This is a genomic window from Helicobacter sp. 23-1048 (assembly GCF_053654545.1).
This window is the reverse complement of record NZ_JBSIUT010000001.1, coordinates 231,146-254,054: the sequence shown is the minus strand read 5'-3', so window position 1 is coordinate 254,054 and position 22,909 is coordinate 231,146. Positions and strand designations below refer to the sequence as shown.

19 protein-coding genes and 2 pseudogenes are annotated in these 22,909 nt (G+C 41.7%); 9 read left to right on the top strand and 12 right to left on the bottom strand.

The features are described from left to right. Positions 1-115: 115 nt before the first annotated feature. A complete protein-coding gene (locus tag ACWIWK_RS01320; protein WP_454150131.1) occupies positions 116-1,933 on the bottom strand; it encodes a PhoX family protein in 1,818 nt (605 codons plus the stop codon). Between the two features lie 289 nt (positions 1,934-2,222). On the opposite strand from ACWIWK_RS01320, the gene ACWIWK_RS01315 reads away from it, so the two are divergent. Further along, complete coding sequence (locus ACWIWK_RS01315) at positions 2,223-2,990, top strand: TSUP family transporter (RefSeq protein WP_454150130.1); 768 nt, start codon at positions 2,223-2,225, stop codon at positions 2,988-2,990. Positions 2,991-2,992: 2 nt separating this feature from the next. Here ACWIWK_RS01315 and murA read toward each other — a convergent pair whose 3' ends face one another. Genes murA through ACWIWK_RS01285 form a run of 6 tightly spaced genes read right to left on the bottom strand, consistent with a single transcriptional unit; the run spans position 2,993 to position 7,925 of the window. Then, positions 2,993-4,282: a UDP-N-acetylglucosamine 1-carboxyvinyltransferase gene (murA, locus tag ACWIWK_RS01310; RefSeq protein ID WP_454150128.1), complete on the bottom strand. Its 1,290-nt coding sequence runs from the start codon at positions 4,280-4,282 to the stop codon at positions 2,993-2,995. A gap of 9 nt (positions 4,283-4,291) precedes the next feature. Beyond that, positions 4,292-4,702: a hypothetical protein gene (locus ACWIWK_RS01305; RefSeq protein WP_454150126.1), complete on the bottom strand. Its 411-nt coding sequence runs from the start codon at positions 4,700-4,702 to the stop codon at positions 4,292-4,294. Positions 4,703-4,717: 15 nt separating this feature from the next. Further along, positions 4,718-5,542 carry a UTP--glucose-1-phosphate uridylyltransferase GalU gene (gene galU / locus ACWIWK_RS01300; protein ID WP_454150124.1) on the bottom strand — a complete coding sequence of 275 codons (825 nt, stop codon included), beginning with the start codon at positions 5,540-5,542 and terminating at the stop codon, positions 4,718-4,720. Positions 5,543-5,562: 20 nt separating this feature from the next. Further along, the gene (locus tag ACWIWK_RS01295; protein ID WP_454150122.1) at positions 5,563-7,239 is read right to left on the bottom strand and encodes a lytic transglycosylase domain-containing protein; all 1,677 of its coding nucleotides are present in this window, start codon (positions 7,237-7,239) and stop codon (positions 5,563-5,565) included. A 1-nt stretch (position 7,240) separates the two neighbouring features. Then, a complete protein-coding gene (locus ACWIWK_RS01290) occupies positions 7,241-7,534 on the bottom strand; it encodes a YggT family protein (protein ID WP_454151998.1) in 294 nt (97 codons plus the stop codon). 19 nt (positions 7,535-7,553) lie between these two features. Then, the gene (locus ACWIWK_RS01285; protein WP_454150120.1) at positions 7,554-7,925 is read right to left on the bottom strand and encodes a rhodanese-like domain-containing protein; all 372 of its coding nucleotides are present in this window, start codon (positions 7,923-7,925) and stop codon (positions 7,554-7,556) included. Between the two features lie 121 nt (positions 7,926-8,046). On the opposite strand from ACWIWK_RS01285, the gene ACWIWK_RS01280 reads away from it, so the two are divergent. The 7 genes and pseudogenes from ACWIWK_RS01280 (at position 8,047) to ACWIWK_RS01250 (ending at position 16,999) form a co-directional block, all read left to right on the top strand. After that, the gene (locus tag ACWIWK_RS01280; protein WP_454150118.1) at positions 8,047-8,886 is read left to right on the top strand and encodes a ferritin-like domain-containing protein; all 840 of its coding nucleotides are present in this window, start codon (positions 8,047-8,049) and stop codon (positions 8,884-8,886) included. Between the two features lie 155 nt (positions 8,887-9,041). Next, the gene (gene bamA, locus ACWIWK_RS01275; protein WP_454150116.1) at positions 9,042-11,348 is read left to right on the top strand and encodes an outer membrane protein assembly factor BamA; all 2,307 of its coding nucleotides are present in this window, start codon (positions 9,042-9,044) and stop codon (positions 11,346-11,348) included. 15 nt (positions 11,349-11,363) lie between these two features. Then, positions 11,364-12,437 (top strand): dehypoxanthine futalosine cyclase, encoded by a 1,074-nt coding sequence (locus tag ACWIWK_RS01270; protein ID WP_454150114.1) that lies wholly within the window; start codon positions 11,364-11,366, stop codon positions 12,435-12,437. Between the two features lie 35 nt (positions 12,438-12,472). After that, positions 12,473-13,831 (top strand): M16 family metallopeptidase, encoded by a 1,359-nt coding sequence (locus tag ACWIWK_RS01265; RefSeq protein WP_454150112.1) that lies wholly within the window; start codon positions 12,473-12,475, stop codon positions 13,829-13,831. Between the two features lie 168 nt (positions 13,832-13,999). Beyond that, a pseudogene (locus tag ACWIWK_RS01260) lies at positions 14,000-14,200 on the top strand (DUF4492 domain-containing protein); the annotation flags it as partial. A 152-nt stretch (positions 14,201-14,352) separates the two neighbouring features. Beyond that, positions 14,353-15,863: pseudogene (locus ACWIWK_RS01255) on the top strand (cytochrome ubiquinol oxidase subunit I). Between the two features lie 20 nt (positions 15,864-15,883). After that, the gene (locus tag ACWIWK_RS01250; RefSeq protein WP_454150110.1) at positions 15,884-16,999 is read left to right on the top strand and encodes a cytochrome d ubiquinol oxidase subunit II; all 1,116 of its coding nucleotides are present in this window, start codon (positions 15,884-15,886) and stop codon (positions 16,997-16,999) included. Between the two features lie 318 nt (positions 17,000-17,317). Here ACWIWK_RS01250 and thiS read toward each other — a convergent pair whose 3' ends face one another. After that, positions 17,318-17,527 (bottom strand): sulfur carrier protein ThiS, encoded by a 210-nt coding sequence (thiS, locus tag ACWIWK_RS01245; protein ID WP_454150108.1) that lies wholly within the window; start codon positions 17,525-17,527, stop codon positions 17,318-17,320. Next, positions 17,524-18,912, bottom strand: a complete 1,389-nt coding sequence (gene glmU, locus ACWIWK_RS01240; protein WP_454150106.1) for a bifunctional UDP-N-acetylglucosamine diphosphorylase/glucosamine-1-phosphate N-acetyltransferase GlmU — start codon at positions 18,910-18,912, stop codon at positions 17,524-17,526. Before glmU ends, thiS begins: the two co-directional genes overlap by 4 nt. Positions 18,913-19,269: 357 nt before the next feature. On the opposite strand from glmU, the gene fliP reads away from it, so the two are divergent. Then, the gene (fliP, locus tag ACWIWK_RS01235) at positions 19,270-19,959 is read left to right on the top strand and encodes a flagellar type III secretion system pore protein FliP (protein ID WP_454151997.1); all 690 of its coding nucleotides are present in this window, start codon (positions 19,270-19,272) and stop codon (positions 19,957-19,959) included. A 368-nt stretch (positions 19,960-20,327) separates the two neighbouring features. On the opposite strand, the gene ACWIWK_RS01230 is transcribed toward fliP, so the two are convergent. Genes ACWIWK_RS01230 through ACWIWK_RS01220 form a run of 3 tightly spaced genes read right to left on the bottom strand, consistent with a single transcriptional unit; the run spans position 20,328 to position 22,809 of the window. Further along, the gene (locus tag ACWIWK_RS01230; RefSeq protein ID WP_454150104.1) at positions 20,328-20,792 is read right to left on the bottom strand and encodes a PaaI family thioesterase; all 465 of its coding nucleotides are present in this window, start codon (positions 20,790-20,792) and stop codon (positions 20,328-20,330) included. Positions 20,793-20,801: 9 nt separating this feature from the next. Further along, positions 20,802-21,791, bottom strand: coding sequence for a tRNA 5-methoxyuridine(34)/uridine 5-oxyacetic acid(34) synthase CmoB (cmoB, locus tag ACWIWK_RS01225; RefSeq protein WP_454150102.1), 990 nt, complete (start codon positions 21,789-21,791; stop codon positions 20,802-20,804). Then, positions 21,778-22,809 carry a hypothetical protein gene (locus ACWIWK_RS01220; protein ID WP_454150100.1) on the bottom strand — a complete coding sequence of 344 codons (1,032 nt, stop codon included), beginning with the start codon at positions 22,807-22,809 and terminating at the stop codon, positions 21,778-21,780. The genes cmoB and ACWIWK_RS01220 overlap by 14 nt, the downstream gene beginning before the upstream one ends. Positions 22,810-22,909 lie beyond the last annotated feature (100 nt).

Here is a 22,909-nt window from a genome sequence, read left to right as displayed (position 1 = left end):
CCTTGCATTTTTATAAAATGGACATTGGATTTAGCTAAATGCGCGTTATTCGCGCTTTTTATCTTTGTGTTTTTGCTGTGTAGGACACTGCTTTTGCAGGTGGTGAGTGTGGATTTTAGCTCCCCACCACGCCACCATTGCTTTTTTTGATTTGGATTATCGTGCTTCGTGGCGTAGATTCACCGCCATTTGGATAATGACTTGGTGCGAGAAATTCTCCGGGGTGCTGAATCCCCACAAACATCACTTCATTATCAGGCGAAAATGCGATACCCGTTACCTCACAGGCTACGGGTGCGGTTAGAAATCGCCGTATCTCGCCTGTGTTTGGATTAGCACAAAGCATTTGATTATTTCCCATACCCTTGTATTCATCTTTATTGGAGTATTTGCCGTCTGTCTCAATCCACAGCCTCCCAAATCTATCAAACTTCAACCCATCAGGGCTATTGAAAAGATTATCTTTGGTGATATTGCTACTCCCAGCGCGTAAATCGCCCTTTTTATATACGAGCGGATTCCCAGCTAGGGCAAAGATATTCCAGCGAAATTTGCTCCCCGCGTGGTTATCATCATTTTCTCTAAAACGAATGATTTGCCCATAGATATTATTAGCGCGCGGATTCGCGCTGTGAGTTTCCTTGCGCTTGGTGTTGTTTGTCATCGTGGCATAGATGTATTGTCCTTTATTATCGGCTGCTATCCATTCAGGCCTATCCATTTTTGTCGCACCTACGATACTTGCAGCGATTCGCGTGTTGATACAAATATCAGCTTGGCTAGAAAAACCATTGCGTTTATCTAATCCATTTTTGCCAAAAACAAGCGCAATCCACTCGCCTTCGCCCTCTAAATTATGCCCATTGTCGTAAAATTTAGCGACATACAAAGTGCCTTCGTCCAAAATGTCTTTATTCGCGCTTTTGTTGTTTGGGTTGTAGGTATTTTTAGAGACAAATTTGTATAAAAATTCATTTGCCTCATCATCGCCCATATACACGACAACCTTGCCCTCTTTGCTAATGACAATCTCCGCATTTTCGTGCTTAAATCGCCCCAAAGAAGTGCGCTTTATGGGCGTAGAGTTTGCGTTATATGGGTCGATTTCTACCACATAGCCAAAGCGATTGGGTTCATTTGGCGTTTTGGCAATATCAAAGCGTGAATCTAACGCAAATCCATAGCGATTTTTCCCTATTAGCCCGTAGCGTTTTTGTGCCTCTGTGAATACGAAGTTTTTATCACTGCACCCAAAGAAATCATCGAAATTTTCCTCGCAAGTGAGATAAGTCCCCCACGGCGTTTGCCCATTTGCGCAGTTATTGAGTGTGCCTTTTATGGTTGTGCCATTTTTATCCGCGCTTGTTTGAAGCAGTGGCGAACCTTTGGCATAGCCACTTACTTTCATCGCTGTGTGCGCTGTGATTCGACGATTGTATTTTGAATCTAGCACGACTTTATAATATCCATCATTATCCCTTGCAATCTCAAAAATGCTCACTCCAAGCGAGTTTTGCATATATTTGACATCGCTTAGATTTATATCTTTGCCCTTGTGGTTAAACATTATCTCAGGGTTAATGTATTCGTTATTCACCGCCAAAATCGCGCGATTTTCACTCAAAGCAAAATATGCCATTCCATCGGTGTTGTCGCCAAAGGTTAGATTCGCATTGACAATCGCCTTTTTATCGATAATCTTGCGCTCATCAAACGCATTTGCCTTTGTAAAAAGTTTATCACCCCAGCTTATAAGAGGCTTTGCCTCATAGCCTTTTGGCACTTTGATAGTATCCTCCGTGCTTGAAGCAATGCCTTTAAATCCAAGCAAGGGCACATTTTTCGTGCTTGTAGCACTCACAAAAGAGGGTGCAAAAAAGCTCACATACCCTAATCCCAAAGCCGAATTTTTCATAAAATCTCGCCTATTCATTGAAATCTCCTTAATTTGATGTTAAAAGCCCACTGGTTTATCAGTTAGACTTTGTGCGAGATTCTAAATCTATATTGAAAAATGTCTATATTGTTTATGTAAGGGCAGTGTAAAACTCACACCAAATTAAATAAAAAGCGTGTGATTCCCATAAATTTGCTTATTTTGTGTGATTAAGGTGGATTTGCCCCAAAATTTTACAATTTCAAAACACCACAACAGAATCTCAATACAAATCAAACGCCAAAAATCGCTACAATAGCGAATAGATTCTCTTAAAAGGACAAAAATGGATTTTGACATAAGTATGAGCACGCTCATCTTGCTCGCGTTAGTCGCGCTTGTGGCGGGGTTTGTGGATAGTATCGCGGGTGGCGGGGGAATGATAACAATCCCCGCGCTATATATGGCGGGAATCCCGCCGCACGAAGCACTAGGGACAAACAAATTTCAGGCGGTTTTTGGGAGTTTTAGCGCGGCATTGCATTTTTACAAAAAGGGGCATTTAGATGTGAAAAAATGCGCGTTATTCGCGCTTTTTGCCTTTGTATTTTCGCTGTGTGGGACATTGTTTTTGCAGGTGGTGAGCGCGGATTTTTTGCGTAAAATCATTCCGTTTTTACTCCTCTTTTTCGCGCTTTATTTTCTCTTTTCGCCCAAAATCAAGCAAGAATCGCACAAAGATTCTATAAATGCGCGTGTTGGCAAAATCGCTCTAGCCTTTATCATCGGTGGCATAGGCTTTTATGATGGGTTTTTTGGTCCGGGCACAGGCTCGTTTCTTATGCTCGCTCTAATCTCGTTAGGAGGCTTTGGGATAAAAGACGCGCTCGCGCAAGCAAAGCTGTATAACTTCGCTACCAATCTCGCTTCCGTGCTTGTATTTTTGGCATTTGGGCATATTTTGTTTGCGGTGGGTGTGGCTATGGCTGTGGGGCAGTTTGTGGGTGCAAATATCGGCGCGAAGCTTGCCCTGCGCTATGGAATTAGCATTATCAAGCCATTAGTAGTCATCGTGTGTGTGGCGATGTGCGTGAAATTGCTCTTTTTTGAGTAGGCTTAGTCGCGCTTTAGTCGCTCAATCTGCACGCCGAGTTGTTTTAGCTTGCTCTCTAAGTTTTCATACCCTCTGTCAAGGTGGTAGATTCTATGCACTTCGCTTTCTCCTTTTGCCACAAGGGCAGCGAGCACAAGAGCTGAGCTCGCACGCAAATCCGTAGCCATCACGCTCGCACCTAAAAGTTCTCTCCCTCCGCGCACTTTAGCCACATTGCCTTTGAGTTTAATATCTGCGCCAAGTCGCACTAGCTCGCTGGCGTGCATAAAGCGATTTTCAAACAATCGCTCCTCAATTTTACTCACACCATTACATTGTGTGGCTAGAGCCATAAATTGTGCCTGCATATCAGTGGGGAATCCGGGAAATTCAGTGGTTGTGAGTTCAAAGGGCTTGTATTTTTTGGTTGGCAGGATTTGGAGATTACACAGCGCGCAATCACTTTCATAGGGCGATTGCTCGAAGTTAAAGCCAATTTCTCTAAGTTTATCCATAACTGCACCCAAATGAGCGGTATTTACACCCTCAAGGCTGATTGTAGAGTTTGTAATCGCTCCTGCGCAAAGATAAGTGCCCGCCTCGATTCTATCAGGGATTACTGCAAAGGGCTTAAACTCTGGTAACTCACCATCACTTCCATAGATTTCTATCTCACTTTCCCCGATACCTTTGATTGTAATGCCATTAGCATTGAGAATCTCGCACAACTGCACTACTTCGGGCTCTTTTGCTGCGTTTATAATGCGTGTCTTACCCCGCGCAAGTGCTGCTGCCATAATGATATTTTCACAACCCGTTACGGTGATTTTATCAAAGACAATATCCGCACCTTTCAAGCCCTTTGGCGCGGTAGCGACAATGTAACCTCCAGCTATGTGAATCTCTGCGCCCATTTTTTCTAACGCCCTTAAGTGTAAATCCACAGGACGCGCACCGATAGCGCACCCACCGGGCAAGCTTACTTGGCATTTGTGAAATCGGCTAAGCAAAGGTCCTAGCACCAAAATAGATGCACGCATTTTGCGCACAATGTCATAAATTGCTTTGGTGTGGATAATGTTAGCGCACTCAAGCGTTATGCTATGAGAATCTAAGACTTCCACATTCGCGCCCAAGTGCTCTAAGAGCTTGACAAAAGTTTTGACATCAGCGACATCAGGGAGGTTGCTTATTTTAGCAGGTTTATCACTTAGCAGAGTAAGCGCAAGGAGTGGAAGTGCGGCATTTTTCGCCCCAGAAATGCGCACAGAACCATTTAAATTGAGTGATTGCGTGATTTTTAGATAATCCATACCTTTCTCCTATTTTTTTTCGCGTTGTTGCAGGGCTTCGCCGATTTTTTTGCGGATTTCTTCTTTTATTTCAGGGTTATCATCTTCGAGTTTATCACGGAAGTTTGCTACTTCGTTTGTCTCCATAAGGAGCGGATTTACACAAAATTCGTGGATAATCTCAATCCAAGTGTCTTTGTCTTTCCCATCACATTTGTTAAATTTATATTTGAAAGTCTCGTAGTTTTGTGTAAGGGCTTCTTTGTTTTCTTTATTGGCGGTTACTAATGCAAGCAATGCAACCAAATCATTTCCTTGTTGTTGTGGGGCTTCATCGCTTTGCTTTGATACCGCTACGCTTAAAATCCCAGCAAATATGAGGGGCAACGCCAAAGAGAGCATCACCACCCAACAAAACACATAAAAAATTAAATCAAACATTGTCTCTGCCCAACCCTACCCCTTAAAGTCTTTAAATAAGTTTATGGTCGCTTCTACATATCCACTAATTGAGCCACAATCATATCTTGAGCCTTTGAATTTGTATGCGAGCACTCTGCCTTGTTTTGCTTGCTCTAAAAGCGCGTCAGTGATTTGAATCTCACCTTTTTTGCCCGGTTTGGTTACACGCAAAATATCAAAAATATCAGGCGTTAAAATGTAGCGACCGATGATTGCTAGATTGCTCGGTGCGTTTTGTGGATTTGGTTTCTCCACCATATTATTTACGCGATACACGCCATCTTCAATCATTTCACCAGCCACAATTCCATATTTATCCACTTCTTTGGAATCCACCTCCTCAATCGCCACAATAGAGCAACGATAGGTTTTATACAATTCTACCATTTGGGCTAAGATTCCCTGAGAGCCTTTATTTACACATAGGTCATCAGCCAAAATCACCGCAAAAGGCTCTTGCCCGATAAGCACCTCACCTGTCAAAATCGCGTGCCCCAACCCTTTCATTTCGTTTTGGCGTGTGTAGGAGAAATTACAAAGATTAGTCAATCGGCGAATGTCTTTGAGCAAGTCCTCTTTATCCGTGCCTTGAATCTGGTGCTCTAATTCATAATTTATGTCAAAATGGTCTTCTATGGCTCTTTTCCCTCGTCCTGTAACGATTGCCATTGTGTGGCAACCTGCTTCTAGGGCTTCTTCTACGCCATATTGGATAAGCGGTTTCGTGAGCACAGGAAGCATTTCTTTTGGCATTGCCTTTGTCGCGGGCAAAAAGCGTGTCCCATAGCCAGCAGCTGGAAATAAACATTTGTCAATCATTTTATACTCCTTAGTGTGATTTAATTTACCAATGTCGCCTTGAGAATCTCCTCAACATTCACTTTGTTCCCCAAAAGCTCTTGATAGACGATGTAGTTTGCAAGCACTTTTATCCCATAATAGCGTGTCTCTTCTATGGGTAAAAGCTCTAGACTTAGCCAAGGCTCATACGCACGATTTTTCTTAAAAAGAGTCTTTTTGGCAAGGGTTCGGCGCAAGAATCCCGGACCACCATTATACGCATACGCGATGAAAAGAGGGTTTTTAAACTCTCTTTCTAAATCCCCAAGATAAAACCTCCCAAATTCAAGGGCGGTAAGTGGGTTAAACATATCTTCAAGTGTAATATCTTTTATACCCAAACTTCTAGCAAAGGGCTCGACATTAAATGGCATTATTTGCATCATTCCAAGCGCGTAAGAAGTCGAAACCAATGCAGGCAAGAAAATGCTCTCTTGCTTTGCTACGGCATAAGTGATTGCTTTTTGGTGTGTGCTTTTCCATTCAAGTTTGTCGCTAAATGGCGTGATAAAGTAGCTATTGGCAAAATTACTCGCACGATTATGCACATACGCGAAATGCGCCTCACTCTCGCTAAAAGCAAAGTTTTCAGCCAATTTCATAAGAGCTTTTGAATCTTTAACTTGTGTGAGATTATCACGCAGGATTTGCCACTCAAATGGGTCTGTAATGTCAAACGCGGGCTTTTTGGTAGAGCTAAGATTCTCAAATCCACTCACAATGGTGTAGCTCGGGGCGACTTCGAGCTTTTGGATTGCGTAGAGTGTGTATAAATCAGGGCTTTTGCTTTGAGAGAGTGCCTTTAAGACCTCCTCATCGCCACCACAATAATACTGCCAAAACCGCGCCCGATTGATAAATAGCGAATCTTTGCTTTTTGATTCTGAGAGTTTAAAATATTCAATGGCGGCTTCTTTGTTGCCATTTTGGAGTTCATAGAGCCCTAGCAAAAAGCTCGTATAAGAATCAGCACCCGTTATTTTTGCGCCAAGTAGAGATTTTTTAAACTTTGGCAGAGAATCTTCAAAAAGGATTTTTTGAAGCACTTTATTAAATTCTCGCACATTTTGGTCGCCGAGTTTTTTAATGCTGGCTGGTTTTATGGTTTGGTTTATGATTCGCTCTTTTTGTTGAGCTCCAAGTATGTTAAAAATCTCAGCAAATGTCTTAGCATCGGCGTTTAGCATTTGTGTGAGAATTTGCTTTGAGCTAAGAATCTCTACTTTTAACGCCAAATTTACATCGCTTTTAATTGCTTCTTTAAGGGCTTGGAGTGTTTTTGGAGGCAGGTTTGGCACTTGACTTAGGCGCAATCCTTGCTTAAGACAAGCCAAATCCTTTTGCAACAGGGCGTTTATATCAAGTGAGCGACAATAAAAATTCGCAGGGAGCTCATCTGGCTTCCCCTTTTTTGACATAAGGGTATTGAGTTTTGGATTTTTGCGACTGACGAGCTCATAGGCTTTGATAGCATCTTGGAGTTTGGTGTTTTCATCGCTTAAATACCGCCAAATATAAAAATCCCGTGCAATCCCGCTGGGCTTAGATTCTAAAAATTCTAGTGTGATGTCGGGGGTTTTTTGCTTTTTGGTATGAGAATCTTTACCATACGCACAGCTCAACGCCAAACCTGCAACAAAAATAATGATACATTGTGTGGAGCGAGAAAAATACAATTTATAATCCTTGAGCGTATTTTAATAACAAACGAACAAACATCAAATCAATAAACTTTAACATCACAATAACAATAAGCGGCGCGAAGTCTATACCGCCAAAATTCGTAGGCATTAAAGAACGCATTTTAGCAAACAAAGGTTCGCTTAGGCGCGTTAAAACCTGCACGATTGGATTGTAGGGGTCGGGTTTTACCCAGCTTAGCAACACAGCAATAATGAGCACCCAAATGTAAATGTTAATAAGCATACTTATAATGTGAGCAAGAGATTCTAAAAAAGTGCTAAAAACCATCATAGTGCTATCCTTTTAGTTAATCCTGTGGTGTTTGATGTTGAGAATCTTGGGTGTTAAGCAACCCTAAAAGCTCAAAATGCGCAAAATAATCATCAAAAAAATAAATATTTTTGCATCCATTTTGCACCAACGCCGTGCCTAAATTTGCCGCCGTGTGCCCACTATAACACACAAGCAAAATTTTTGTTTGCGCGTGCTTTTGGCTAAAGGCAAATACTTCTTGGGCATTGCTAAAATGTTGAGAATCCTTGATATGCGCGTGGTTGTAATCACTCTCATCGCGAATGTCAATAATGGCATAAGAATCTTGCATAAAGCCAGCCATATCAGGCGCGTAGATTGGCGTAGCAAGTGAGAGGTTGTTTTTACCCTGCATTGGAGAATCCATACATTTCCTTAAAGTTGAGTTATACACTTTTGACAAAATACAATCTTAATTGTAATAAAAATTTCTTAATTTTGCGCATTAAAAGCGTGTGATAAAAGCACAACTCGCTATAATATCTCAAATGAAACAAGAGAAAAATGAGTTTTTTAGCCAACTGCTTAGCGTCCTTCAAAGTGAGGACTTCGCCACTTTGCGAGAGAGATTCACGCATTTTTATGAGGATTTTAAATCACACAAGATGACTTTTAATAACGAGCAAGAAAGTGTGCCTTGCACGGAATTTAACGCGCTTTATTTATGTGGTAGCAAATCTCTCTCTCCATTCAAAATCCGCCGCCCCAAAAACGCCAACTCCACTATCGCAAGTGCTAAAATCCTCCACTCCGTAGCACATATAGAATCTAGTGCTATTGTTTTAGCCCTTGATGCGGCATATCGATTCAAAAATATGCCATTAGCATTTTATGAAGATTGGCTTAGCGTGGCAAATGAAGAAATTTCACATTTTTGCTTGCTTAATGCTATTTTGGGCGAGATTGGATATAAATATGGCGATTTTCCTACGCACAATCTCCTTTTTGACGCATTAGAGCGCACCCAACACAATCTAAGCACACGAATGGGAATCGTGCATCGCGGACTAGAAGCAAAGGGGTTAGATGCCAATCCCTTTGTGCAAGAAAAGCTCCTCCAAACCACACTAGATATTAAGCCAGCCATTAAATATACTTTTGATGTGATATTGCGCGATGAGGTAAGTCATGTCTTAAAGGGTGATAAATGGTGGCGTTTTTCTCTTCGTGCCACGCCACATAAAGATATGGACGCGCGTTTTATCAATCTTTGTGCAGAGTTTAGTGATTTGCGCCTTTTGGGGAAGATTCCCAACATACAGGCACGACTTAGCGCAGGATTTAGCCAAGCAGAAATACAATCCCTACAATCCCTTTATGCGCGCTAACATTTAGCATAACAATTTGCAAGCAATGATAAGCAAGTTTTGTGGTTGGGCGATAGGGCTTTATTTTGTAAAATTTTTACTATTTCAAAGTATAATTACCATTTTTTGCATTTTTTGTGCCTAATATAAAAGACTTTTAGTAGGAGCTAAATTTTATGATTAAACGCCTTGTATTTGCGCTTTTGCTGTCCTTTAGTGCCACATTGTGTCTTGGTGCGCAAATTAGCGCGGTTAAATATCAGGGGAGCACTTCGATTTCTGATACGCTTGCAAGCGAGATTGCTAATATCAAAGCAGGCGATACACTTGATATTAACAAAGTTGATAACGCGATTAAAGAGTTTTTCAAACAGGGGTATTATGAAGATGTGTATGCTTCGTTTGAAAACGGAATCCTTACCTTTCATTTCAAGCAGCGTCCAAAGGTCGCAAGCATTGAGATTAAGGGCTATGGGAGCGAGAGCGAAAAAGAATCGCTCTATGGACAAATTGGCATTAAAAAGGGCGATAGTTATGATGAGGTGCGATTGGAGCGCGCTAAAAATGTCATAAAAACAATTTTGGAGTATCAAGGTTATTATGGCTCGGTGATAAAAGAAGAGATACAACCCGTAGGAAGCGATGAGGGCGCGTATGCCATTACACTTCATATCAATCAAGGCGATAATATTATCATCAAAGAGGCTACATACAATGGCAGAGAAAAGCTCAAGGTAAGCGAAATCCAAGAACTCAGCGCAAACAAACAAAAACAATTTGCTGGTTGGTTTTGGGGGAGAAATGATGGCAAGTTGCGTTTATATGACTTAGAATATGATAATGCACGCATTCAAGATTCGTATATGCGTAGAGGATTTTTAGACGCACAAGTAAGCCCCGCGTTTTTGGAGGCGGATTTTAGTGATTATAGCGCGAAGTTACGCTATGACATTAGTGAAGGCGAGCAGTATAAAGTCTCTGATGTGCAAATCATTATCCAATCTCCACAAATCAACGAAAAAAAGCTCCTAAAAAAGCTCAGAATCCAAAAAGGCGATGTGTTTAACATTGAAAATTTACGCGCTGATATGGAGATTATCAAGTATGAGATAGCGGATATGGGTTATGCCTTTACGCGCGTATCGCCTGATTTGGATAAAGATTCTACGAATGCTGAAGTTCGCGTGCTTTATTATATCCAAGCAGGACAAAAAGTGCGGGTTAATGATGTCATCATTTCTGGCAACACACGCACGGGAGATAGAATCATTCGTAGAGAGTTATTGCTTTCCCCGGGAGATGAATACAACCTCACACAAATCAAAAATTCTGAAAACGCACTAAGGAGACTTGGATTTTTTGAAAAAGTAGAGATTGAGGAGCGGCGCGTTAGCGAGGACTATATCGATTTGCTTGTCAATGTCCAAGAGCAACGCACAGGTGAGCTTATGTTTGGTTTTGGCTATGGAAGCTACGATAAGCTAATGATAAATGCTTCTATTAGGGAGCGCAATCTCTTTGGCACAGGGCATAGCGGACAGCTGTATGCAGATTGGAGTGCGTATAGGCAGATTGTCAATCTCACTTTGGTAAATCCGCGCATTTTAGATTCCGCGTATTCAGAATCTGTAAGCCTTTTTGTCTCTAACTACTATAATTGGCAATATAGAGAACGCACTACGGGTGCTACGATAAATGTGGGGCGATTGATTACTGAGACCTTTCGCGTCTCTTTAGGCTACACGCTTAGCAAGACCATTATTGATTTTCCAGACCAACGATTTGGATATTATTACAGCTCGACAAATTACAGCTATTACAAGCCACTCTATGAGCCATATTTTGCAAGCAAAGGTTATGAAGTCTCTCCGCTTGAGGGACCAATTAAGAGTGCTATCACACCAAGCCTATCTTTTGACAACACCGATGACTACTACTTCCCTAAAAATGGTATCATCGCTTCAGCCTACGGAGAAGTAGCGGGTGTTGGATTCTTAGGCTTTGATGAAAAATATGTCAAATTATATGGAAAGTTCGCAGGATACAAACATTTAAAGAATCTCATCGGGGTCGATGTCATCGCGCGCTATAAAATGCAAATAGGTGGGATATATGATTTAGGACATGTGCCAATCACAAGTCGCTTCTATATGGGGGGCATTAACAGCGTGAGAGGCTATTATGTAAGCTCACTTACGCCTTATGAGGGTGAATTGCGCGTGGGTGGTAATTATATCAACACACATTCTGTGGAGCTTAGCTTTGGTTTGTTAGAAAAGGCACAAATGCGCTTGGCAGTATTCTTTGATTATGGTATGATTGGAATCCAACGAATAGATGAAACACAACGGTCATCTTGGGGGCTGGCACTTGAGTGGGTAAGCCCTATGGGACCTATTGTGATTGTTTTCCCACGCGCCATCAATCCCGGACCAAATGACGCTCAATCAAGTTTTGAATTCACAATGGGAACGAGATTCTAACAATAAGGACAAACAATGAGTAATACACCTACAATCAACACCAAGCGCGTAAGCAAAAGCGAAATTTTAGATTTAATGCAAAACGCCCCGCTTAAAGAGCTTGGTAAAATGGCAAGTGAGATTCGTGATTCTTTGCACCCAAGCAAGACAATTACTTTTATTGTGGATAGAAACATTAACTACACCAATGCGTGTTGGGTGGATTGTAAATTTTGCGCATTTAAGCGTAGAGTGGGCGAAGAGGGGTTGTATATTTTGAGTTTTGATGAAATTAGTCAAAAAATCGATGAACTTTTAGCGGTGGGAGGCACGCAGATTCTCTTTCAAGGTGGGGTGCATCCCAAACTAAAGATTGAGTGGTATGAGGAGCTTGTGAGCTTTATCCACAACAAATACCCACAAATTACCATTCACGGATTCTCTGCCATTGAGATTAACTACATTGCCAAAGTTTCTAAAATATCAATCCCTGAAGTGCTAAAACGCTTACAAAAGGCTGGGCTTAGCTCAATCCCAGGAGCTGGGGCAGAGATTTTAAGCGATAAAGTGCGTGATATTATCGCGCCCAAAAAGCTCTCCACACAACAATGGCTAGAAGTGCATAGAGAGGCACATAAGATTGGAATGAAAGGCAGTGCGACAATGATGTTTGGAAGTGTGGAGAGTGATGAGGACATTGTGGAGCATTGGGAGCATTTGCGTAGCCTTCAAGATGAGTATGGCGGATTCCGTGCGTTTATTTTGTGGAGTTTTCAGCCCGATAACACCCCGCTTAAACGAGAGTTTCCCCACATACAACGAGCAAGCTCTAATCGATATTTGCGATTGCTTGCGTGCTCGAGAATCTATCTTGATAATTTCACAAACATTCAAAGTTCTTGGGTTACACAGGGTTCTTACATTGGACAGCTTGCGCTGTGCTTTGGGGCAAATGACTTAGGAAGCACGATGATGGAAGAAAATGTCGTTTCAAGCGCAGGAGCGGCGCATTCAATGAATGAACAAGAAATGATTGCACTTATAAAAGACTTGGGGTTAAGGGCGGCTAAGCGCGATACAGCGTATAACATTTTGCAGCGATTTGATTAGATTCTCTGTTTTTAGATTGCTTTAAAGGAAATAAAATGAAAAAAGTTGTGTTTATTGTCGGAATCTTTATATTCATAGGAGGGTTGTTTATTATGCTAAGGAGTGATAAAAATATCGATGGCGTAGAGTTTGTAGAGATAAATGGCGTGCAAGTGCCACTAATTTTTGAGCGAAGCGAGCTTTTACCCATAGGTAGTGTCCAGCTTGTCTTTAATGGCGGAGGAAGTGCGTATGATTGGCAAAATGCTGGCACAGATTCTACTGTATTTAGCGCAAAAGATAGTGTGCAGGCAAAAGCAGGACTTGCCTCACTTGCAAGTAGGCTACTTAATGCTGGCACAAAGGAGCTAGGAAGCGTGGGATTTGCCGAAAAGTTAGAGAGCAAGGCAGTAAGCCTTAATGCTGCTACAAGCACACGAACACTAAGCTTTAATATATCATTTTTAGGCGAGTATAAGGATTTCGCACTTGATTGTCTAGCAGAATTGTTGCAATCCCCAAATACAACTGAAGAAGAGTTTGAAAAAGTTAAAGCACTCGCTCGCAGTGCTATTTTAGCCAAACAAAATGATTTTGATTATATTGCAGGAGTGAATTTAAACAAAATCTTTTTTGCTGGCACGCCATTAGGCTTTGAGCGGACGATTGAGAGCATACAATCACTCCACCTAGCCGACATTACACATTATTTGGAAAAAAATCTTGTCCTTAATCGCCTTATTATCGTGGCTGGTGGCGATTTGGACAAAGAGGGGATAAAGAACGATTTGCGCACACGGCTTGGCTTTTTACCCAAAGGCGATGCTGTGAGCAAACCACAAATTAAACCACACAGAAACCTCGCTCATATAGAATCTAAGAAGCCCACACAACAGGCGTATATTTATTTTTCATCGCCATTTAATGCCGATGTAAGCGAAGCATATAAGACAAAGGTAATGAGCTTCGTGCTTGGGAGCAGTGGTTTTGGCTCTAGGATTATGGAGGAAGTGCGTGTGAAACGAGGTTTAGCATACTCGGCATATTTTAGTATTATTGGCTCAAGCGATGTGATAAACTATGGCACAGGACATTTGCAAACGGGACTAGATTCTAAAGATGAGGCACTAAGAGTGGTGCGCGAGGTAATGAGGGAATTTGTAGAAAATGGAATCACCCAAGAGGAGCTTGATGGGGCAAAGGCGTTTATCTTAGGTAGCGAGCCCTTGCGCGAGGAGACACTCTCTCAGCGACTTGATGCGAAGTTTAACAACTATTTTAGGGGATTGCCACTTGATAATCACAAGCGCGACACACAAAAAATCACCAATCTTACTTTAGATGAAATCAACACATTTATCAAAAGCCATAAGGAAATTTTAGATTTAAGTGTGAGCATTGTAGATAGCGAATAATTAACCTTTAGTGCTTGCCAGCATTTTTTGGAATCAAAATTTGGTTTTTTAAGAATAAATTAAGAATATCATATTTATAATTGCGCGTTTTATATTTGGTTTGGCAAGATTTTGGCAAGGTGGCAAGGGTTGGACCTAAGTTTTACTCTTTTGCAAACAAGGATAACAATGACAAAACTCCTAAAAAATATCTTTATCTTTTATGTCGATGGGTTTAGAAATATGACGCTTGGTAGAGTGCTTTGGGCAGTGATAGCTATCAAGCTCATCATAATGTTTGGCGTGCTCAAAGTCTTTGTCTATGACACTTCGCTAGCCACTCTAGGCACGAGCGAGGCAAAATCTCAATTTGTGCTAGGCAATCTCACGCACCCTGACTTAGATTCTAAAGCCATTACAGAGAATCTCACCTATGATGTTAGCGATGCTAGTCAAAATCCTTTGCAAAGCACAACCCAACCAAAATCTAGCACCGCACACGCATACACAAATCCTGCAAATCCCACACAAAAGGAGTAAATATGGAATTAAGTGTCGATTGGAGTAGAGCGCAGTTTGGTTTGACTGCGATTTATCACTTTTTGTTTGTCCCGCTGACTTTGGGGCTTAGCTTCATCGTAGCGATTATGGAGAGTGTCTATGTCAAAAGTGGCGATGAAAAATGGCTAAAAATTACGAAATTTTGGCTCACCCTTTTTGGCGTAAATTTTGCTATCGGTGTCGCCACAGGCATTATAATGGAATTTGAGTTTGGCACAAATTGGGCAAATTATAGCTGGTTTGTGGGCGATATTTTTGGCGCACCGCTTGCGATTGAGGGCATTATCGCGTTTTTCTTAGAAGCGACATTTTTTGCGGTGATGTTTTTTGGGTGGAATCGCGTCTCAAAGCAATTCCACCTGCTCTCTTCGTGGCTCGTTGCCATTGGGAGCAATCTCTCTGCGTTTTGGATTCTCGTAGCAAATGGTTGGATGCAATACCCCATCGGCACGATATTTAACCCCGATAGTGCGCGAAATGAGATGAGTAGCGTGCTAGAGGTGATTCTCTCTCCTGTGGCAGTGGCAAAATTCCTCCATACTATTGCGAGTGGCTATGTGATTTCCGCGCTTTTTGTGATGGGCATAAGCGCGTGGTTTTTGCTTCGCGGGCGGCATATTTGGGAGGCGAAACGCTCTCTCATAGTCGGAGCTAGCTTTGGGCTTCTCACTTCGATTTTTCTCTTTTTTAGTGGCGATGAGAGCGCGTATCAAGTTACCCAAAAGCAACCGATGAAGCTCGCTGCGATGGAGGGAATCTATGATGGCGAGCATAGGGCGGGGCTTGTGGCATTTGGCATACTAAACCCTGAAAAAAAGCTAGGCGATGAAAAGCCGACATTTTTGTTTGATTTTACTATTCCCTACGCGCTCTCAATCTTAGGCACGAGGGATAGTGGCGGGTTTATCCCCGGGATAAATGACTTAGTCTTTGGCAATGAGGAAAAAATATCCCCTCTCTAGATTCTAAAATCGCTTCAGGCAAACTCGCCGTGCAAGCCCTAAAATCCTACAAAGAAGCAAAAGAGCAAAATGACACGCAGGCTATGGAGGAGCAAAAATCTATCTTGCAGGCAAATATGAGCAACTTTGGCTATGGCTACTTAGAATCAAAAGAGAGGGCTGTGCCACCTGTGGCGATTACTTTTTATAGCTTTCATTTGATGGTGGCGTTAGGTTCTGCGTTTTTTGTGCTTTTTATCGTGGTGCTGTATCTTTCTATGGCAAATGATGTGCAAAAGTTTAGAAAGATTTTGTGGTGTTGCGTGGTGGCGATACCCTTTGGCTACATCGCAGCAGAGGCGGGCTGGATAGTCGCAGAGGTGGGCAGACAGCCGTGGGCGATACAGGATTTGATGCCTGTGCATATCGCTGCGACAAACCTCTCGCACACCAACATTCAAATTTCATTTTTCTTATTTTTGTTTTTATTCACTGCGCTCTTACTCGCCGAGCTTGGCATTATGAAAAAAACCATAAGCAAAGGATTTTAGATGTTTTCAAAGGAGTTAAAATGTTTTTAGGGCTAGAATTAGCACATTTGCAGGTGTATTGGTGGGTGTTAGAGAGTTTGCTAGGCGGGCTTTTGGTGTTTATGTTTTTTGTGCAAGGTGGGCAAGGGCTTATCGATAGGCTATCAAGCAATGAAAGCGAAAAATCCCTGCTTATCAATACTTTGGGCAAAAAATGGGAGCTAGGATTTACCACGCTAGTGCTTTTTGGCGGGGCGGCATTTGCGGCATTTCCGCTGTTTTATGCTACGAGCTTTGGCGGGGCGTATTGGGTGTGGCTAGCGATACTCTTTTGCTTTATTGTGCAAGCGGTGAGCTATGAATACCGCAAAAAAGAGGGCAATCTACTTGGGGCAAAAACCTATGAAGTGTTTTTGAAAATCAACGGGATTTTGGGCGTGTTTCTTATCGGCGTGGCGGTGAGCACATTTTTTAGCGGTTCATATTTCACTCTTGATTCTCAAAATTTTGTAGAGTGGCAAAGTGAGTGGCGCGGGCTAGAAGCGTTGGCAAATCCGTGTAATTATTTGCTAGGCTTTGCACTCGTGTTTTTAAGCAGGATTTTGGCGGAGAGCTATTTCATAAACGCCATAGCAAACGAAAATATCACGCAAAAATCCCGCAAAGACATAGTAGTAAATACGGCGTTGTTTTTGCCATTTTTTCTTGGATTTTTAGCGTGGATTTGTTTGAAAGAGGGCTTTGGCATAAGTGAGAGTGGCGAAGTGGTAATGGTGGAGAATCTGTATTTGCAGAGCTTTTTGCAAAATCCATTGATTGTAGTGTTGCTTCTTATAGGCGTGGTGTGCGTGCTAGCGGGAATCTTTTTTAGCATTAAAGGCACAAAAGGGATTTTTGCTTTGGGCGTGGGCGTGGTGTGCGCGGTGATGGCGGTGTTTTTGAATGTGGGCTTGGGGGATAGCGCGTTTTATCCTAGTCTAAGCGATTTGCAAAGCTCGCTTACTATCGCAAATGCAAGCTCAAGCTACTACACGCTAAGCGTGATGGGCTATGTAAGCCTCACAATCCCCTTTGTGCTAGGCTATATCGTGCTTGTGTGGCGCAAAATGGATAGCAAAAAAATGGAGCTAAGCGATTTGGATTCGCATTCGTATTAGATTTTGGTTTTTATGGTGCAATCGTGTGTGAATCGTGGGTGCGAAGTTGCTTTAAATCTTGCGTGCGAAATTGTCTATGATTTTGCATACTAGATTTTGCTTGCTGGGGTTTGCTAGATTTTGGTTTTTTTGTTAGATTTATATTCGTTTGAAAATTTTCTAAAAAGGAGCGTGTGAAATGCTATGGTCGTTATTTTTGATATGCTTTTGGCCTTTAGTCATCTTTTTGGCATATAAGTTTATTAGCCTAAATATCAATGAAATCCAAAGACGCGAAGAGAAAAAGTAATCAGGCAAGGAGAGTTGTTTTTGGCGGGTTTATCCACCACCGACAAATTGCAAGATTTCAATCTCATCATTTTGCGCGATTTTGGCACTCTCCCAGCATTCTTGCTTCACTACTTGTGTGTTTTGAGCGATAGCGATAGTTTGAGCTCGTATGCCTAGCTCACTTACGAGGATGGCGATAGTTTGCGCGTTTGTGTTATGAGGTTTGCCATTAAGTAGGATTTGTATAGACTCACTCATTTGCTCCCTCCAAAAAACCGCGCAAAAAATCCAAGTTTGTTGCTTTGCTTGGTGCGTGAGATAGCGAGCGCACCACTTGGGATATTTTGCGTTACGGTTGTGCCTGCGGCAATTATCACGCTAGATTCTATGCTGATTGGTGCGACAAGCTGGCAATCACTACCGATAAAGACATTTTCTCCGATGAGTGTTTTATGCTTTTGTTTGCCGTCATAATTGCAAGTGATGACGCCCGCCCCCACATTGCTCCCTCTGCCTATCTCGCAGTCGCCAAGATAGCTTAAATGTCCCGCTTTGACGCCATTTAGTTTGCCCGCTTTGACTTCTACGAAGTTGCCAATGTGTGTGTCTATGATTTCACACTTTGGGCGGATATGCGCGCAAGGTCCCACATCGCTACGCTTAATAGTGCTAGATTCTACCACGCTATGGGCTTTAATGTGGGAATCTTCTATGACGCACTCCCCGCTTATCCTCACACCATTTTCTATGACGCACTCCCCGATGAATTCCACGCCACATTCGATATACACACTTTGTGGAATGTCAAAGCGCACGCCCTTTTGCATTGCCTCATTTCGCAATCGTGCTAAAAGCACTTCTTGGGCATCTGCTAAATGTGCTTTGGAGTTTATCCCCATAAACTCTTCACTATTTACAAACTCCGCGCCAATGTCTATGGTGCGTGTAATTTTGCATTTTTTAAGGAGGTTTGTATCGCGCGCAAGAGCGATAATGTCGGTGAGATAGTATTCTTGCTGGGCATTGGCATTTGATAAATGTGGCAAAAGGGTTCCAAGCAAGGATTTTTCAAACACATACACGCCCGCATTGAGCGTTGTAATCGCCTTTTGCTTGGCGTTAGCGTCTTTTTCCTCGATGATTGCTTGCACTTGAGGCGAGCTTTTTACCCCCTTTTTAGAATCTAACACCACGCGCCCATATCCTTGCGGATTTGCTAGTTCAAACACGCTTAGCACGATAGATTCTCGCCTTGCGCATAGGGCTTGGAGGCTTGCGGTGCGCACTAGAGGCATATCACCATTTAGCACGAGGATTTTTTCATACTTGCATTTTACCCCCATTAACGCCCCACCCGTGCCCGGATAGTTTTTGTGGTCTTGGGTGTGGAAGTGAATGTGTGAGGGGATATGCTCGCTAAATTCACGCATAATGGAATCTGTGATTTCATTGGCTTGATGATAGAGCACGATATGTATGTCATCACTTATTGGCAGGCTCTCGCGCAAGATAAGCGAAATCATACTGCGCCCACAAAGCGTATGTAAGACTTTTGGTGTGTGGGATTTCATTCGTGTGCCAGCTCCAGCGCATAAAATAACAACTGAATGTGAAAAAATTTCCAATTTAGCGCATTTTTTCATTAAGATTCCTTGAAATTTAGTCATTTTTATGGAATTTTAACACATAAAATCCTATAATCGCGGATTTTAAAGAAATTACACCAAAGGATTGGTTTGAAAGCACTAAGGGCATTGTTTCTTTGTATTGCGTTTTTTGTCTCGCTAAGCGCAAATGTAGAATCTCAACAAACACAAAAAGTGCCCGCGCAAGTGCCACCACAACAAACCCTTGATGGCTCAACCCACCCTTATATGATTGAAGTAGAAAATCCCTATTTGCCACAAGAGCCAAATATCCGCCCTCTTGCACCACAAGTGCCAGATAAGGTTACACCAGAGAGGCGCACGCAAGATATACAATCTAAGCCAAATGTGAAAATGCCTCCAGCGGTGCAGATTCCACAGCTTAATCTCTCGCTTACACCACCAAGCCAGCCAAATGAGCTTGTAAGCACGCTTAATATCATCATAGTCATCACGCTTTTGGTGCTCGCACCCTCGCTTGTGCTAGTGATGACAAGTTTCACGCGGATTTTGATTGTGTTTGCATTTTTGCGCACTGCGCTTGGCACACAACAATCCCCACCTACGCAGATTCTAGTTTCATTGGCGTTGGTGCTGACATTTTTTATTATGGAGCCAATCGCTACAAGGGCTTATAATGAGGGCATTAAGCCATATAGTGAGAGCAAGATTTCCTATGATGAGGCGTTTGATATTGCTATCAAGCCTTTTAAAGAATTTATGATTACTAATACGCGTGAGAAGGATTTGGCACTCTTTTTTAGAATCCGCAACCTTGATAATCCTCAAACAATGGACGATGTGCCACTTACTGTGGCTATTCCAGCATTTATGATTAGCGAGCTCAAAACAGCGTTTTGGATAGGATTTTTGCTTTATTTGCCATTTCTTGTGATTGATATGGTGATAAGTTCGGTGCTTATGGCGATGGGTATGATGATGCTTCCACCTGTGATGATTTCACTGCCATTTAAGATTCTCGTGTTTGTGCTCGTTGATGGATTTAATTTATTGGTTGGGAATCTCGTGGCAGGCTTTAAGTAGCTACTTTTATAAGAAAATAGTTACAAAATTTATATATAAGAACGATTATTTGTTTTTCATTTACTATTTTTTGTGTATAATGTTGTCAAATATTTAAAAATTTGATTTTTTAAATATCATTCTTAATTTTGTGCTATTATGGTAATTCTAAAAAGATGCTTAGGCTATGGCTTGGTGTATCAAGCTTAGGTTGGGTGGGTTTTGGGCTGAAACAAGCATCTTTTTCCTTCCTTATTTGTTGTTGATACCTCCTCTTATGTTGTTGTGGTAAGAGGAGGTAGCTTTTTGCAAGCAATGCTTTTAATCTATCAAAATACACTTTAAGTAAATTTTGTTGTTGTATTTGGAGAATCTTAGCGCAGGGGGTATTAGTTCATTTTTTCCAGTGCGATAGAAAACGGAGCTTTATCAAACACAGCGATATGAAACACCGCGTCAAAAATTTTAATATCAAGCAAGTAGCCTTCTACTTTAACTTCACATTTTTTGCTATCATCTTGGATACTTTGAGTATAAAAAAACACTTCGTGTCCTAATTCAATAGGTGCTAAAAATTTCACATCAGAGGCAATCATTATGCTATACCGCTTGTTTATAGTTACCATTGCAGCATAAGAGGCAGCGTTAAACACATAGCCTGAATGAATGAGTTGGTTGCGTTCATTTTTATCCATAACCATATTTTCATCAGGCACGAATCGCACTACCGCCCTGCCTTTTGCTAATTTTGTGATATTCCCGCAATTATACAAATCCTTACAAACATTTATATCATCGGTTTCTAGGGCGGTGCTTCCATCTTGTGGTTGTTGCTCTTGATTTTGCTCATCCATTGTGTATCCTTATAGTTTTTTTAGTTTAAAATATCCTCTAAGCGGAGGTTCATATCCCTCTACGGTCTTGCCGTTGGTGTCTAAAAAACTCTCTAAACTAAGAGAATCTATCCAATCGCTTTTGCGTTGTTCTTGTGTAGTGGTGGGGTTAAGCGCGAGGAGTTCAAACTCCCCAAACCCAGCTCGCTCACACCAGCCTTGCAAGGCACTAATGCTAGGGATAAAATACACATTACGCATTTTTGCATAGCTTTGTTTTGGACATAAACAAACCTCTTGTTCGTTTTCAAACAACAAACAATCCAAAAATAACTCCCCACCTTTTTTCAGCCCCACGCTCAAGTGCTTAAGGCTCGCAATGGGGTCGCTTCGATGATAGAGCACACCCAAACAAAAGATACTATCAAATCGCTTGTTGTGTGCTTCGCAAAAGTCTCGCAATTCCTCGATTCCCAAACGATAAAATGCAATAGGAGTTTTGGCAAAATGGTTGATAAAGTCAAATTGCGCTTTGCTTGCAGCACTTGGGTCAAACCCAAAAAGCTCTCTTGGCGCGAAACGAAGCATTTCAAAGAGATAATAGCCATTGTTGCACCCCATATCAAGCACACTTTTGCCATCCAAATCCAAGTGCGGAGCGAGGATATTAAACTTTATACAGCTCCGCCATTCAGAATCTATATGCAAATCATCAATGAAAAATGGTCCTTTGCGCCACGGCTTGAGAGATTTAGCAATGGAGAGTATGCGCTCTTTTTTGTCAGCACTTAGGGGTTTTTTGGGTTGTAAAACGATTCCATTGCTTTGAATGTCCTTTGGCTTTAAGACAAGCTCAAATTCATCATCTATGTAATCCAACGCACGAAGGCTTTCTAAAAATGCCATAAAGTCCCTGCTTTGATTGCGTTGATTGATTTTGTGTTGTAGATATTGTTCTAAGTAGAAATTCACCTCTGCCCCCAAAATTTTAAAGTTGTCCTTAGTCCTAGCAAACCCCATCAAAGAGACTTGGAGCATTTTCAAATGCAGCAAGTTCAAAAATGCGTGCCAACCCATCGCTATGTAAGCCAAAAATAAGCATAAAATTAAATTCTTCATTTCTTATAAAGTGGAAAATTTCCTCATAATTTTTGTAAAACAAAAACCGCTGTCCGTGTATAAACATAAAGCTCGCGTGCTCTTTGTCTTTGGGTAAAAGATAGACCTTTTTCCCCCATTTGGCAAATTTATCCAAGTAACGCACATAGTTCTCAAAATAACCCAGATTCTCTTCTATGATAAGCACGCGTTGGCTTTCACCATATTCCTTGCGCCTACCAAAAGAGTCGATAAAGTTTGGCTTTAAAAAGGGGAGTGATTGAAACTTCGCTATATCAAACAAAACGCCTCTATCTTCACAAAAGCCAACCACCGCGCTCAAATCATCGACAAACAAAAATGGCATATTAAGCAAGTATTCTTTTGAATTATAAAAAACGCGCATATCAAAAAGCGTGTAAGAAATGAGGTTAAAAGGCATACTAAGCGGTTTAAGTAGGGATAGGACATTAAAGGCGATAGTAAGAAGTTTTTGTTCGTTTGTTATTATGTAGCGCGTGTGAGGGGTGAGAGATTCCAAAAGGGCGAAAAAATCCCCATCGCTAAAAATCACACTTCTATCCACGATGATTTGCGCACCAATAGCACATTGAATCTCGCTAAAACTCACAACATCAATATCATTGCGCAAAATACTATCTCGCACCAAGCGCACAACGGCATCTTGCAAGTCATCAACTTCAATCCACGCGATTTCTTCATCTCGTTGCTCTAAATTAAGAGAATCTTTGGCATAAATCACACCATACGCGCCATTTTCGATAGCTTTAGCAAGAGTGGCACTCGAGCAATCTCTGGCTATGAAAAGCCACCCACGCTTGATTTTATCTGCAAGGTTTGTGATGTTTTCAAATTCACTAATTGATGGGATTCCGATGAGCTTCCCCCTTACAATTTCTTTTGCCTCACTCACTCTCATACAACTGCCTCTCTATGCCTATTTTGGTTTATTTTTGCGCTAAAGTGTAGCAAATTAGATTCCATAAAAAAGTATTTTTGCTATAATGGCTAGGCAACTT